At 72.8% G+C, this 14,647-nt stretch carries 7 protein-coding genes and 3 pseudogenes; 8 read left to right on the forward strand and 2 right to left on the reverse strand.

The features are described 5' to 3' along the window. Positions 1-108 precede the first annotated feature (108 nt). Both ABD794_RS16280 and hflX read left to right on the forward strand, forming a co-directional pair. The gene (locus tag ABD794_RS16280) at positions 109-1,581 is read left to right on the forward strand and encodes a M1 family metallopeptidase (protein ID WP_344964118.1); all 1,473 of its coding nucleotides are present in this window, start codon (positions 109-111) and stop codon (positions 1,579-1,581) included. A 138-nt stretch (positions 1,582-1,719) separates the two neighbouring features. Continuing rightward, positions 1,720-3,211, forward strand: a pseudogene (gene hflX / locus ABD794_RS16285) (GTPase HflX). A gap of 52 nt (positions 3,212-3,263) precedes the next feature. Here the strand turns inward: hflX and ABD794_RS16290 are convergent. Next, positions 3,264-4,475: a trypsin-like serine peptidase gene (locus ABD794_RS16290; protein ID WP_344964120.1), complete on the reverse strand. Its 1,212-nt coding sequence runs from the start codon at positions 4,473-4,475 to the stop codon at positions 3,264-3,266. 77 nt (positions 4,476-4,552) lie between these two features. On the opposite strand from ABD794_RS16290, the pseudogene ABD794_RS19115 reads away from it, so the two are divergent. From ABD794_RS19115 to ABD794_RS16305, 4 genes and pseudogenes are all read left to right on the forward strand, one after another. After that, positions 4,553-5,536, forward strand: a pseudogene (locus ABD794_RS19115) (aminotransferase class III-fold pyridoxal phosphate-dependent enzyme); the annotation flags it as partial. Between the two features lie 100 nt (positions 5,537-5,636). Continuing rightward, the gene (locus ABD794_RS19120) at positions 5,637-5,930 is read left to right on the forward strand and encodes an aminotransferase class III-fold pyridoxal phosphate-dependent enzyme (RefSeq protein ID WP_425586042.1); all 294 of its coding nucleotides are present in this window, start codon (positions 5,637-5,639) and stop codon (positions 5,928-5,930) included. A 25-nt stretch (positions 5,931-5,955) separates the two neighbouring features. Then, complete coding sequence (locus ABD794_RS16300; protein ID WP_344964122.1) at positions 5,956-7,764, forward strand: IucA/IucC family protein; 1,809 nt, start codon at positions 5,956-5,958, stop codon at positions 7,762-7,764. Positions 7,765-7,834: 70 nt separating this feature from the next. Further along, entirely contained in the window at positions 7,835-9,817 is a 1,983-nt protein-coding gene (locus tag ABD794_RS16305) for an ATP-dependent DNA helicase (RefSeq protein ID WP_344964124.1), read from the forward strand. Positions 9,818-10,124: 307 nt separating this feature from the next. Here the strand turns inward: ABD794_RS16305 and lexA are convergent, their stop codons facing one another. Next, positions 10,125-10,910: a transcriptional repressor LexA gene (gene lexA / locus ABD794_RS16310; RefSeq protein WP_344964127.1), complete on the reverse strand. Its 786-nt coding sequence runs from the start codon at positions 10,908-10,910 to the stop codon at positions 10,125-10,127. A 659-nt stretch (positions 10,911-11,569) separates the two neighbouring features. Between lexA and nrdR the strand changes: the two genes are divergently transcribed. After that, complete coding sequence (nrdR, locus tag ABD794_RS16315; protein WP_344964129.1) at positions 11,570-12,127, forward strand: transcriptional regulator NrdR; 558 nt, start codon at positions 11,570-11,572, stop codon at positions 12,125-12,127. A 115-nt stretch (positions 12,128-12,242) separates the two neighbouring features. After that, positions 12,243-14,647, forward strand: a pseudogene (locus ABD794_RS16320) (vitamin B12-dependent ribonucleotide reductase); the annotation flags it as partial.

Genomic DNA, 14,647 nt, shown 5'->3' on the forward strand with positions numbered 1-14,647 from the left:
GCCCTCTAGCACAGAGGATCGGAAATCCCCGCATTCCGGGACGCTCGTACGGGTGGGGCCCTGCGCGCCGCACACCACCGGCCCCGGTGCGCTGGTAGCGGTGGACGCATGTCGCACTCTCCCGGGGAGCGTTCCCCGCGGCGGCGCAGGCCCGTCCGCCGCTGCGCCGCCCTCGCCGCCACCGCGTCCCTGTCCCTGCTGGCAGGGGCCGCCCCGCCGCCCGCCCCGCTGGGCATCGGCGACCGGCTCTTCCCGTACCTGGGCAACCCCGGCTACCACGTCACCGAGTACGACATCTCCCTCGACTACCACGGCAACACCGCCCCGCTGGACGCGGTGACCAGGATCGGCGCCCGGGCCACCGCGCGGCTGGCGCGGTTCAACCTGGACTTCGCCCGGGGGACGGTGCGTTCGGTCGAGGTCAACGGGGCGCGGGCGGCCTTCACTCCGGTCGAGGAGGACCTCGTCGTCACCCCGGCCCGGCCCGTCCCGCGCGGCACTCCGTTCATGGTCACGGTCCACCACACCAGCGATCCGCGGGGCTCCAAGGAGGGCGGCTGGGTCCCGACCAAGGACGGACTGGTCATGGCCAACCAGGCGGACGCGGCGCACCGCGTCTTCCCCGGCAGCGATCACCCGTCGGAGAAGGCGCCGTTCACCTTCCGCGTGCGGGCCCCCAAGGAGCTGACGGTGGTCGCCAACGGGCTGCTCGTGGGCCGTGTCACCCGGGGCTCCGGCACGACCTGGGTCTACCGCACCCGGCACCCCATGGCCACCGAGGTCGCCCAGGTCGCCATCGGCCGTTCCGTCGTCCCGGAGGGGACCGGGCCGCGCGGACTGCGGCTGCGCGACGTCCTGCCGGCCGCCGGACGGGAGCGGCTGGAGGCCTGGACGGCGAAGACGCCCGAGCACCTGGCGTGGCTGGAGGGGAAGGTGGGGAAGTACCCCTTCGAGAACTACGGGGTGCTGATCGCGGAGGCGTCCACCGGGTTCGAGCTGGAGACCCAGACCCTGTCCCTCTTCGAGAACGACCTGTTCACCCGCGCCGACCTGCCCGCCTGGTACGTGGAGTCGGTGATGGTCCACGAGCTGGCGCACCAGTGGTTCGGTGACAGCGTCAGCCCCCGCACCTGGTCCGACCTCTGGCTCAACGAAGCCCACGCCACCTGGTACGAGTCGCTGTACGCCGAGCTCAAGGGCGGCCGGAAGCTGGAGGACCGGGTCCGCCGGGCGTACGAGTACTCCGATCTCATGCGCGCCGACGGCGGGCCGCCCGCGGTCCTCAAGCTCCCGGCCCCGGGGAGGAAGGTCGGCATCTTCCGGCCGGTGGTCTACGACGGCAGCCTGCTGGTCCTCTACGCCCTCCGGCAGAAGATCGGCACCGCCGCCTTCGAGGAGCTGGAGCGCGAGTGGGTCACCGCGCACCGCGACTCCACCGCGTCCACGGCCGACTTCGTCCGCCTCGCCTCCCGCGTCTCCCACCAGGACCTGACGCCGTTCCTGCGCGCCTGGCTGTACGAGCCGACGACCCCGCCGATGCCCGGCCACCCCGACTGGACGCCCACCCGGAAACCCGCGTGACGCCCCCGGCGGGCATGGGAACATCGTCCTGTCGGCAGGCGCGGCACACCACGGGAATCCAGGGGGGTCGCCGGACGTTGTCGACTGCGGGGCCCCGGGCCCCGCCGCATCCGCACCGCCCGACGAACAAAGGATCACATGACCTCCACTTCTTCCCTTCCCCAGGACCGCCAGAGCCTCGCCGAGGGTCTTCGGGCCGACGCCCTGATGGAAGAGGACGTCGCCTGGAGCCACGAGATCGACGGGGAGCGCGACGGCGAGCAGTACGACCGCTCCGAGCGAGCGCGCGCCCTGCGGCGCGTCGCCGGCCTCTCCACCGAGCTGGAGGACGTCACCGAGGTCGAGTACCGGCAGCTGCGCCTGGAGCGCGTGGTGCTGGTCGGCGTCTGGACGTCCGGCACGGTCCAGGAGGCCGACAACTCCCTCGCGGAGCTGGCCGCGCTCGCCGAGACCGCCGGCGCCCTCGTCCTGGACGGCGTGACCCAGCGCCGCGACAAGCCCGACCCGGCCACGTACATCGGCTCCGGCAAGGCCCAGGAGCTGCGGGACATCGTCCTGGAGACCGGCGCCGACACCGTCGTCTGCGACGGTGAGCTGAGCCCCGGCCAGCTCATCCACCTCGAGGACGTCGTCAAGGTCAAGGTGGTCGACCGCACACGCGCTGATCCTCGACATCTTCGCCCAGCACGCCAAGTCCCGCGAGGGCAAGGCGCAGGTGTCCCTGGCGCAGATGCAGTACATGCTGCCGAGGCTGCGCGGCTGGGGCCAGTCGCTGTCCCGGCAGATGGGCGGTGGCGGCTCCGGTTCGTCCGGCGGCGGCATGGCCACCCGTGGTCCCGGTGAGACCAAGATCGAGACGGACCGCCGGCGGATCCGCGAGAAGATGGCGAAGATGCGCCGGGAGATCGCGGAGATGAAGACCGGCCGCGACATCAAGCGCCAGGAGCGCAAGCGCAACAAGGTGCCCTCGGTCGCCATCGCCGGCTACACCAACGCGGGCAAGTCCTCGCTGCTCAACCGCCTCACCGGCGCCGGAGTCCTGGTGGAGAACGCGCTGTTCGCCACCCTCGACCCCACGGTGCGCCGGGCCGAGACGCCGAGCGGGCGGCTCTACACCCTCGCCGACACCGTCGGGTTCGTGCGCCACCTGCCGCACCACCTCGTCGAGGCGTTCCGCTCCACCATGGAGGAGGTCGGCGACTCCGACCTGATCCTGCACGTGGTGGACGGCTCGCACCCGGCGCCGGAGGAGCAGCTGGCCGCCGTGCGCGAGGTGATCCGTGACGTGGGCGCCGTCGACGTGCCCGAGATCGTCGTGGTCAACAAGGCGGACGCGGCCGACCCGTTGGTGCTCCAGCGGCTGCTGCGCATCGAGAAGCACTCGATCGCGGTGTCCGCGCGGACCGGCGAGGGCATCGACGAGCTGCTCGAGCTCATCGACGCCAACCTGCCGCGCCCCGCGGTCGAGGTCGAGGCCCTCGTGCCGTACACGCACGGGGCGCTGACCGCCCGGATCCACTCCGACGGCGAGGTGCTCTCCGAGGAGCACACCGCGGAGGGCACCCTGGTCAGGGCCCGGGTCCACGAGGAACTCGCGGCGGAGCTGCGGAAGTTCGTCCCGGCGAGCTGAGAGCCGTACGAGAAAGGGCCCGTCTCCCCGGGGAGACGGGCCCTTTCCGCGCCTAGCGCGTCGCGGCGAACTTGCGGCTGATGGCGTCGTAGACGCCCTTCGCCTCCGGGCCCAGGTGCGGTCCGGCCAGCCAGCGGCTGTCGGACGGGCCGATGGAGGTGTTCGAGACGAGCACCGCCTTGCCGTCGGGGCCGGGGGCGAACCAGCCGCCGCCCGACGAACCACCGGTCATCGTGCAGCCGATGCGGTACATCGTGGGCTGGGTGGAGTCCAGGGACAGTCGGCCCGGCTTGTCGACGCAGTCGTACATCATCTGGCCGTTGTAGGGCGGCGCGGCCGGGTAGCCCCAAGCCCCCATCGTGCGGATGGACTTCACCTGCGGGGCGTTGAAGTCCACGGCCAGCGCGGTGCCGACCGTCTCCTCCAGCGACTTGCCCGTGCCCCGCTCCGGCTTCACGTGCAGCACGGAGAAGTCGTACGGAGCGCCCGCGCCACCGGTCTCCGCGCCCTGGGTGATCCACTGGGTGGACGTCTGGGCCCAGTCCGCCCACCACACGCCGTAGGGCGCCACGTCCTGCACCGGGGCGGTGTTGACCTGGGCGGCGGGCAGGCCCTTGTCGTTGTAGGAGGGCACGAAGGCGATGTTGCGGTACCAGCCGCCGCTCTTGCCGGCGTGGACGCAGTGGCCCGCGGTCCACACCATGTTGGACTTGCCCGGGTGTGCCGGGTCCTTGACGACCGTCGCCGAGCAGACCATGTGGCCCTGCGGGCTGTCGAAGAAGACCTTGCCGACCGGCGCCGCGTTCTGCCGGTAGGGCTTCCCGACCTCCTTGGCCTGCACCGGGCGCGGCTCCGGGTCGGTGACGCCCTGGTCGCCCTGGCCGATGCCGCCGGGCGCGGTCCCCGGAGCGTCCTTGAGCGTCTTGTCGTTGGAGTGGGCGTCCTTCATCGAACCGGGCTTCCAGTGGCCCTCGATGATGGGGTTGATGAAGTCGCGGGCCTCACGCAGCCACTGCTCCTTGTCCCACTTCTTCCAGGCGCCGCCCTTCCACTTGTCCAGGTCCTTGAGCGTCAGGCCCTTGGGGAGCTTGAGGGTGGTGTCGCCCTGCTGGGCCGCCGAGGCGCTGGGCTTGTCGCCGCCGGCCGCCTCGTCGTCGGACGGGCCGCAGGCCGCGGCCGTCAGCGCCAGCACGGTCGCCGCGGCGGCCGAGACCAGGGCGCGCGACGCTCGTCGGCGGGCCAGGGACGGGCGTTGGGATGGCATGGAGTGGATTCCCCCGATCTTGGACACATGTACAGGCGCACGTCTGCTCGTTGGAGCGCACGGTTGACGAACTTGTCATGCACCGCCCCGGCGACGGGGCAGGGACACCCTACGCCGACGCCGCGGGGCGCGGCGCCGGGCCGCGCGCCCGTCCGCCCGTGTGGCATGCCGCACCTTCTCGCCGTCCGCCCGTGTTCCCCCGGCCCCGGCGTCGTTGGTACGTACGGGGGACCCTCGGCGTTCGCCGAGTTCACCCGGCGTGGCCGGTCCGGCGTGCCCCATGGGCCTGTGGGGTTCCGGCCTCTGTGGTTCCGGCCGGGGGCCGGGGGCGTTCCCCGGGCAGACGCAGTACCAGGAGGAGGACACAGGACGTGCCCCTGACCCAGCCGCCGGCGGTGTTGCCGACGACGCGCGGCGGTCCGCGCCGCGAGCGGCCGGCCCGTGCGCACGCCCGCGCCCTGCCCATCGTGCCGGTCCGCGCCCGCGGACTGACGATCGAAGGAGCCGACGGCTGCCGCTACTTGGACTGCTTCCCCGGCGCGGGGGCCCTGGTGCTGGGCCACAACCACCCCGTGGCGCTGGAGGCCGTCCGCTCCATCCTGGATCCGGACGCTTCGCCGGCCGCCGCCGGACCCGTCCACGACGCCTTCGCCGACGAACTGCGGGCCACGCTGCCGGAGCCGCTCGCCCGCCGGGCCCGCGTCCGGTTCTGCGCCCCGTCCCGCGCGGCCGCCCTGGCCGCCGCCCTGGCGCTGGCCCCCGGCGCGGAACCCCTCGTAGCGGTGAGCGACGAGGACGGGGTCCTCGTCACCGGCGCCGAACGGCTGCGCGCGGCCCGCGACGCGGCCGCCGCCCGGTCCGTCCCCCTCGTCGCCGACGAGACCCGCACCGGACCGGGACGCACCGGAACGTTCTGGGGCATCGAGCACGCCGACGCCGTCCCGGACGTGATGGCCCTGTCCGGCGCGGTCGGCGGCGGCCTGCCGCTGGCCCTCGTCGTCCACCGCGACGACCTGCCCGCCGGCCCGCCGGAGCCCTTCCGCGGCAACCGGCTCGCCCTGGCGGCAGGCAGAGCCACCCTGCGCCACCTCAGGGAGAACGGCCTGGCCGACCGCGCCCGGACCCCTCGGCGCCCGCCTCCTGTCGCGCCTGCGCCGCGACGTGCTCGCGCGCGAAGGCGTCCGGGACGTGCGCGGCCTCGGGCTCGTCCTCGGCGTCGAGTTCGCCGACGCCGCGACGGCCGCCGCCGTGCGCCACGCCTGTCTGCGGCGCGGCCTGCTCGTCGGGCCCTGCGACGCCCGGCCCGCCGTGCTGCGCCTGCTGCCGCCCCTGACCATCACGGACGAACAGGCGGAGGCCGTGCTGGACCGGCTCTCCGACGCGATCGCCGCGGTCCCGCGCCCCGACCCGCCCACCCCCAGCACGCGGAAGGAGGCAGGCGCGGCCCCGGCCTGACGCCGGCGGCGCGGCGCCGCACCGAATGAAGGCACCCCTGACCACCGCCGCAACGGCCGCCGCCCGGGCCATCGTCCCGCGCGGCCGCGTCCCCGCCGACCGCCCCGACCAGGATCCCCTCGACCACCCCGACCCCCGGGCCGCGGCGGACAGCGCCGCCCGCGACAACCTGCTGCGCTGCTGGGTCCGCGAGACGGGCGTCCCCCGGCCGCGGGGCAACTGCCTGCAACTGCCGCTCCGCGCCGCCGGCACGGTGCTCCACGTCCCCGTCCGCTACTGGTCCGCGACCGGCGCCCACCGCTTCGGCGCGCCCACGCTGACGGGCGCCCCCGGTGACGCGCCCGCCCTCGACGCCGTCACGCTCGCCGCCCTGCTCGGCCGGGAGGCCGCGCACACCGCGCCGCGGGCGGGCCGCCCGGCCGGCACCGCCGACGTCGTCGTCCGCGTCGCCGACTCGGTGCGCCGCACCGCCGCGTTCGTCGAGCACCGCCGCGCCCGGCCCGCCGACCCCGACGGCGCCGCCCTCTTCCTCCACGGCGAGCAGTCGTCGCTCCTCGGTCATCCCCTGCACCCCGCGCCCAAGAGCCGCGAGGGCCTCTCCGCGGCGGAGGCCTCCCACTGCTCGCCCGAGACCCGGGGCGGATTCCCGCTCCACTGGCTCGCCGTCGACCGTTCCGTCCTGGCCACGGACTCGGCCTGGACCGAACGCGGCCGTCCCGTCGGGGCGGCGGCGCTCACCGCCCGGCTCCTCCCGCCCGGAGTGCGGCTGCCCGACGGGACCGTGCCGCTGCCGCTGCACCCCTGGCAGGCCCGCACCGTCCGGCACCATCCCGCGGTCGCCCGCCTGCTGGACGACGGACTCCTCCACGACCTGGGGCCCCGGGGCGAGTCCTGGCACCCCACCTCCTCCGTCCGCACCGTGCACCGCCCCGGCGCGCCCGCGATGCTCCGGCTCGCCCTGGACCTGGACGTCGCCGGGTCCGGCCGGGAGCCGCGGCGCGCGGCCGCCCGGCGCGGCGTCGAGCTGCACCGGCTGCTGCGCAGCGGCCTCGCGGAGCGCTGGCGCGCGGCCTGCCCCGGCTTCGACGTGGTCCGCGACCCGGCCTGGCTCGCGGCCGACGCCCCGGACGGCACGCCGCTGCCCGGCCTGGACACCGTCGTCCGGCACAATCCGTTCGGCCCCGGCGACGACGCCGTCTGTCTGGCGGGCCTCACCGCGCTCCGCCCCTGGCCCGGCCGCGAGACATCGGCCGGCCATCCCGCGATGGCCTCGCGGCTCGCCGACGTCGTCGCCCGGCTCGCCCTGCGCACCGGCCGCCCCGGGCACGTGGTCGCGGCCGAGTGGTTCCTGCGGTACCTGTCCGCGGTCGTCCGCCCCGTACTGTGGCTCGACGGCGCCGCCGGCGTCGTCCTCGACGCCCACCAGCAGAACACCCTCGTCCTCCTGGACCCGGACGGCTGGCCCGCCGGCGGCCGGTACCGGGGCGGCCACCGCTTCCGGGAGTCACGGCGGGCGGAGCTGGAGGCGCGTCTCCCGGGGATCGGGCGGGAGAGCGGCGCGTTCGTGCCCGACGCGGAGGCCGACGAGCGGCTCGCCCACCACCTGGGGAGCGACAACGTCCTCGGCCTGACCGGGGCGTTGGGCGCCCAGCGGCTGCTGGACGAGCGGATCGCGCTGGCCGCGTTCCGCCGTTTCCTCGCCCGGAGCGACACGGGGTCCTCCCCGCTGCCCGGATTCCTGCTGGAGACTCCCGTGCTGCGCTCCCCGGCGCTGCTGACGGACGGGCCGGGGCGGGTCGAGATCGCCAACCCCCTTGCCGTGCCGGGCGGATGAAGGGGCCCGGGTGGCGTATGGCGCGGAGGTGGCCCGCGATGTCGGTGCCGCCCCGTAGGGTGGAAGGGCTATGACTGCCTCCTCCTCCCAGCCCTCCCTGACCGAACTGCTGCACGCCGCGGTCACCGCCGTCGGCGGCACCGAGCGCCCCGGTCAGGTCGCCATGGCCGAAGCCGTGGCCGAGGCCATCGACGGCACCTCCCACCTGCTCGTGCAGGCCGGCACCGGCACCGGCAAGTCCCTCGGCTACCTGGTGCCGGCCCTCGCCCACGGCGAGCGCGTGGTGGTCGCGACGGCGACGCTGGCGCTCCAGCGCCAGCTCGTCGAGCGCGACCTGCCGCGCACGGTGGACTCCCTGCACCCGCTGCTGCGGCGCCGCCCCGAGTTCGCCATGCTCAAGGGCCGCTCCAACTACCTCTGCCTGCACCGGCTGCACGAGGGCGTGCCGCAGGACGAGGAGGAGGGGCTCTTCGACGCGGTGGAGGCCGCGGCCCCCACCAGCCGCCTCGGCAAGGACCTGCTGCGGCTGCGCGACTGGGCGGACGAGACGGAGACCGGCGACCGCGACGACATGACCCCCGGCGTCTCCGACCGGGCCTGGTCCCAGGTCTCGGTCACCTCGCGGGAGTGCCTGTCCGCCTCCAAGTGCGCCTACGGGGCCGAGTGCTTCGCCGAGGCGGCGCGCGAGCGCGCCAAGCTCGCCGACGTGGTGGTCACCAACCACGCGCTGCTGGCCATCGACGCCATCGAGGGCGCCCCGGTCCTCCCGGACCACGAGGTGCTGATCGTCGACGAGGCCCACGAGCTGGTCTCCCGGGTCACCGGCGTCGCCACCGGCGAGCTCACCCCGGGCCAGGTCAACCGGGCCGTGCGGCGCTCCGCCAAGCTGGTCGACGAGAAGGCGGCCGACGCGCTCCAGACCGCCGCGGAGAGCTTCGAGCGGCTGATGGAGCTGGCCCTGCCGGGCCGCCTGGAGGAGATCCCCGAGGACCTGGGGTACGCCCTGGCGGCCCTGCGGGACGCGGCCCGCGCGGTGATCACGGCCATCGGCAACACCCGGGACAAGTCCGTCCAGGACGAGGACGCCGTCCGCAAGCAGGCCCTGGCCATGGTCGAGAACGTGCACGGGGTGGCCGAGCGGATCCTGGAGGGCTCGGAGTACGACGTCGTCTGGTACGAGCGGCACGACCGCTTCGGTGCTTCGCTGCGGGTGGCTCCGCTGTCGGTGTCGGGGCTGCTGAGGGAGAAGCTCTTCAACGAGCGCTCCGTCGTGCTCACTTCGGCCACCCTCAAGCTCGGCGGGGACTTCAACGGGGTCGGCGCCTCGCTGGGCCTGGCCCCCGAGGGCGTCACGGGGGAGGACGTGCCGGAGTGGAAGGGCGTGGACGTCGGGTCGCCCTTCGACTACCGCAAGCAGGGCATCCTCTACGTCGCCAAGCACCTGGCCCAGCCCGGCCGGGAGGGCGGCCGGACGGACATGCTCGACGAGCTGGCCGAGCTGATCGAGGCGGCCGGAGGGCGCACGCTCGGCCTCTTCTCCTCGATGCGGGCGGCGCAGGCGGCGGCCGAGGAGCTGCGCGGCCGGCTCGACCTGCCGATCCTGCTCCAGGGCGAGGAGACTCTCGGCGAGCTGATCAAGACGTTCGCCGGTGATGACCGTACGTGTCTGTTCGGCACGCTCTCCCTGTGGCAGGGCGTCGACGTGCCGGGGCCCAGCTGCCAGCTCGTCGTCATGGACCGGGTGCCCTTCCCGCGCCCCGACGACCCCCTGATGAGCGCCCGGCAGCGGGCGGTGGAGCAGGCGGGCGGCAACGGCTTCATGGCGGTCGCGGCGACCCATGCGGCCCTGCTGATGGCCCAGGGCGCGGGCCGGCTCGTCCGGGCGTCCGGTGACCGAGGCGTGGTCGCGGTGCTCGATCCCCGGCTGGAGAAGGCGCGTTACGGTTCGTTCCTGCGCGCTTCCCTGCCGGATTTCTGGTACACGACCGACCGGAATCAGGTGCGTCGTTCGCTCGCGGCGATTGACGCTGCCGCCAGGGAGGCGAAGAGCTGACCCCGGGCCGGGAAGCGGCCATTTCCTTTCGCAATGCGCCGACCGCGCATCTCCGTGGGCAATGCGCGGCGGGCAGAACCGGCCGTGCCGGGTTGCCGGGGCCGACGGGAATAGCGTTACCGGATTTCCTGGGGCACCGCAGGGACGCCCACCTGGATGTCGCGGGACGTTCCGGGGCTTGAGGCCGCGCACGGTGCCCGGCGATGGGTTCGCCGGACGACGGAGCGGCACTCGGAGACGGGTCGAAAGAGGCCCCGGAACCGGCGCAGTGGTCCCGGGGCCCGCCTCCGGCGGCGCGGTGACGCGGTCACACCCGCCGCAGCACCGCCACGACCTTGCCGAGGATCGTGGCCTCGTCGCCGGGGATCGGCTGGTAGGCGGCGTTGTGCGGGAGGAGCCAGACGTGGCCGTCCTCGCGCCGGAAACGCTTGACCGTGGCCTCCCCGTCGAGCATGGCGGCCACGATGTCGCCGTTCTCCGCGACGGGCTGGCGGCGGACCGTCACCCAGTCCCCGTCGCAGATGGCCGCCTCGATCATGGAGTCGCCGACCACCTTGAGGACGAACAGCTCGCCGTCCCCCACCAGCTGGCGGGGGAGGGGGAAGACGTCCTCGACGGACTCCTCGGCGAGGATCGGGCCGCCCGCCGCGATCCGGCCGACCAGGGGCACGTAGGAGGCGGCCGGTTTGCCGGTGGTGTCCGTGGGCTGGGAGCTGGCCTGGTCGGACCCGCGCACCTCGTAGGCGCGGGGACGGTGCGGATCCCGGCGGAGGAAGCCCTTGCGCTCCAGCGCCATCAGCTGGTGCGCCACGGAGGAGGTGCTGGAGAGCCCCACCGCCTGCCCGATCTCGCGCATGGACGGTGGGTAGCCCCGGCGCTGGACGGAGTCCCGGATGACCTCGATCACGCGGCGCTGCCGGTCGGTGAGGCCGGAGCTGTCCGCGCGGATCCCCGGTGGCCGGCCGGGGAGCGAGCGGGCCGGCTTCTGGCCCTCGGCGTTCATGGCTGAATCGTTCATCGGGTGTGTCTGGTCGAGTCGGTTCTGGGAGCGGTCCTGGGCGGTGATGGTGGCGCTGTTTGCGGTGGTGGTCACGTCGGCCCCTCTCGAAATGTTCTCCCTAGCTGGACAACGGTAGTTGCTTTCGAAAGGTTGCGCCAAACACACGTTCGAGTGAAATATCGCCGATTCACTGACGTGATCAGGTCGGAGGGTGTACGAGCGAAGATCAATTCGACTCGTTCCCGTCTCCGCGCGGAGCCGTTCCCGTGAATTCGGTCGTCGTGCCCGACGTTTTTCCCGCAATTCCGAGGACCCGTCCGGGAGCCGGAGCCGGGATCGCCGGGCCGGACCCATGGGAACGGTGCGCGACGCCGGACGGCGCCGCGGCGCGTCCTCCGCCCGGTGTGCGGGCCACCAGTGTGTCATCCGCGGCCCCGTGGGGGCGTCACCACGTCCCTCGCGTAGGCTCTCCAGCGGTCCCGGACGGCGGCCGACGCGCGACACGCGTCGGGCTCGCTTGGTCGCCGGACACCAGATCTAGTGGTTTGATGGCCTGCGCCGCCCACAAGTTGTGGTCGGTGACCGATCCCGGTCATCCCCACCCACGGCCATCGCCTATGCTTGGGGACTGCTTCGCCGGGGCCTGTCGCCAGGCCGGCCGAAGCCGCGGATCGTGCACGAGTTTTCCCGAGGTTCCCGCATGCCGGGCGCCGCGCGGGTCATCCGAGGGTGAAGAAGGAGGGTGGAGAGCCATGCACTGCCCCTTCTGCAGGCACCCCGACAGCAGGGTCGTCGACAGCCGGACCACGGACGACGGCTGTTCGATCCGTCGGCGCCGCCAGTGCCCCGACTGCTCCCGGCGGTTCACGACGGTGGAGACCGCGTCACTGATGGTGATCAAGCGCAGCGGGGTCACCGAGCCCTTCAGCCGCACCAAGGTCATCTCCGGTGTGCGGAAGGCCTGTCAGGGACGGCCCGTGACCGAGGACGCCCTGGCGCTGCTCGGCCAGCGGGTCGAGGAGGCCGTCCGGGCCACCGGCAGCGCCGAGCTCACCACGCACGACGTCGGACTGGCCATACTCGGCCCGCTCAAGGACCTCGACCTCGTGGCCTATCTGCGGTTCGCGTCCGTGTACCAGGCGTTCGACTCGCTCGAGGACTTCGAAGCCGCCGTCGCGGAACTGCGCGGCAGCATCCCCGGCACCGCCGTCCGCGAGCCGGACCGCGAGGGCCGCGACGGACCCGCGAAGCCCGCCGGCGGCCGCGGCGAGGGCCTCGGGGTCCCCGCGCCCGCCGCGGCGGCCGACTGACGGCAACACATCAGACCTGCCCGGTGCGCTCCCCGCGCACCCGGGCGAAAGACACACATCGCGCCACGGAAGAAATGGGCGCACAAGGGCGTTTTGCCCGGTAGAGGGAGGCGGCATGACAGAGACGACGAGCGGCCCGGCACGAGGTTCCCGCTCCAAGGGAAACAAGGGCGGCAAGGGTCTGCGCATCGAACGCGTCCACACCACCCCCGGCGTGCACCCGTACGACGAGGTGGTCTGGGAGCGTCGTGACGTCGTCATGACCAACTGGCGCGACGGCTCCATCAACTTCGAGCAGCGCGGCGTCGAGTTCCCCGACTTCTGGTCGGTGAACGCGGTCAACATCGTCACCAGCAAGTACTTCCGGGGCGCCGTCGGCTCCCCCGAGCGCGAGTCCGGTCTCAAGCAGCTGATCGACCGCGTCGTGAGCACCTACCGCAAGGCCGGTGAGGAGCACGGGTACTTCGCCTCCCCGGCGGACGCGGAGATCTTCGACCACGAGCTGACCTACGCGCTGCTGCACCAGGTCTTCAGCTTCAACTCGCCGGTCTGGTTCAACGTCGGCACCGCTCAGCCGCAGCAGGTCTCCGCCTGCTTCATCCTGTCCGTCGACGACTCCATGGAGTCGATCCTCGACTGGTACAAGGAAGAGGGGATGATCTTCAAGGGCGGCTCCGGCGCCGGCCTGAACCTCTCCCGCATCCGCTCCTCCCAAGGAGTTGCTCTCCTCCGGCGGCAACGCCTCCGGTCCGGTCTCCTTCATGCGCGGCGCCGACGCGTCCGCCGGAACGATCAAGTCGGGCGGCGCCACCCGCCGCGCGGCCAAGATGGTCGTCCTCGATGTGGACCACCCGGACGTCGAGGCCTTCATCGACACCAAGGTGAAGGAGGAGGAGAAGGTCCGCGCCCTGCGCGACGCCGGGTTCGACATGGACCTGGGCGGCGACGACATCACCTCCGTCCAGTACCAGAACGCCAACAACTCCGTCCGCGTCAACGACGAGTTCATGAAGGCCGTCGAGACACCGCGTCGAAGTTCGGGCTGCGCTCGCGTATGTCCGGCGAGGTCATCGAGGAGGTCGACGCCAAGGCGCTGTTCCGCAAGATGGCCGAGGCCGCCTGGGCCTGCGCCGACCCCGGCATCCAGTACGACGACACCATCAACCACTGGCACACCTCGCCGGAGACGGGCCGGATCACCGCGTCCAACCCGTGCAGCGAGTACATGCACCTGGACAACTCCTCGTGCAACCTCGCCTCCCTGAACCTGATGAAGTTCCTCCGCGACGACGACCAGGGCAACCAGTCGTTCGACGCCGAGCGCTTCGCCAAGGTCGTCGAGCTGGTCATCACGGGCGTATGGACATCTCCATCTGCTTCGCCGACTTCCTCGACCGATGATCGAGCGGCTTGAGACCCCCCGCGCCTTCCGCAGCTGGGCATCGGCTACGCCACCAACCTCGGCGCCTGCTGAGGGCCACACGGCACGTGCCTACGACAGCGAGGGCGGCCGGGCCCTGGCCGGTGCCAGCACCTCGCTGATCGACCGGTACTTCCTACCGGCGCTCGGCCGAGCTGGCCTCGCGCGTCGTCGGCCCGTACGACGGCTACGCCCGCAACGCCGACGCCACTAAGCGCGTCATGAGCAGCACGCCGACGCCAACGCGGCGGGTCAGCCCGCGCATGACTGGACTGGACACCCGTCCTGGGGCCGGGCACCACCGAGGCTGGCAGGGCGTCCTCCGCTCGGCAGAGAAGATATCGCATTCGCCACGCCCAGCGTCCGTGCTGGCCCCGACCGCACCATCGGCTGGATGATGGCCCCTGCGACACCGACGGCGCGTCGATGCGGACCTGGCCCTGAGTCAGTTCAAGTAGCTCGTCGGCGGCGGCTCGATGCAGGGATCGTGAACAACACGGTCCCCAAGGCCCTCAAGCGCTCTGCTACCAGCCGAGCAGGTCGAGGCGATCGTCGCCCACACATCTCCGAGCACGGCAACGTGATCGACGCCCCGGGCCTCAAGTCCGAGCACTACGAGGTCTTCGACTGCGCCATGGGCGAGCGCGCGCGATCTCGGCCATGGGCCACGTGCGCATGATGGCCGCGGCGCAGCCCTTCCTCTCCGGCGCGATCTCCAAGACCGTGAACCTGCCCGAGTCGGCCACCGTCGAGGAGGTCGAGGAGGTTCTACTTCGAGGGCTGGAAGATGGGCCTGAAGGCCTCGCGATCTACCGCGACAACTGCAAGGTCGGCCAGCCGCTCTCCGCCAAGAAGAAGGAGGAGGAGAAGAAGACCGAGGTCGTTCCCGCGGTGGCGGAGAAGGTCGTCGAGTACCGTCCGGTCCGCAAGCGCCTCCCGAAGGGCCGCCCGGGATTACCACCTCCTTCACCGTGGGCGGTGCCGAGGGCTACATGACCGCCAACTCCTACCCGGACGACGGTCTGGGCGAGGTCTTCCTGAAGATGTCCAAGCAGGGTTCGACCCTCGCGGGGCATGATGGACGCCTTCTCCATCGCCGT

It is taken from the genome of Streptomyces thioluteus (genome assembly GCF_039535865.1).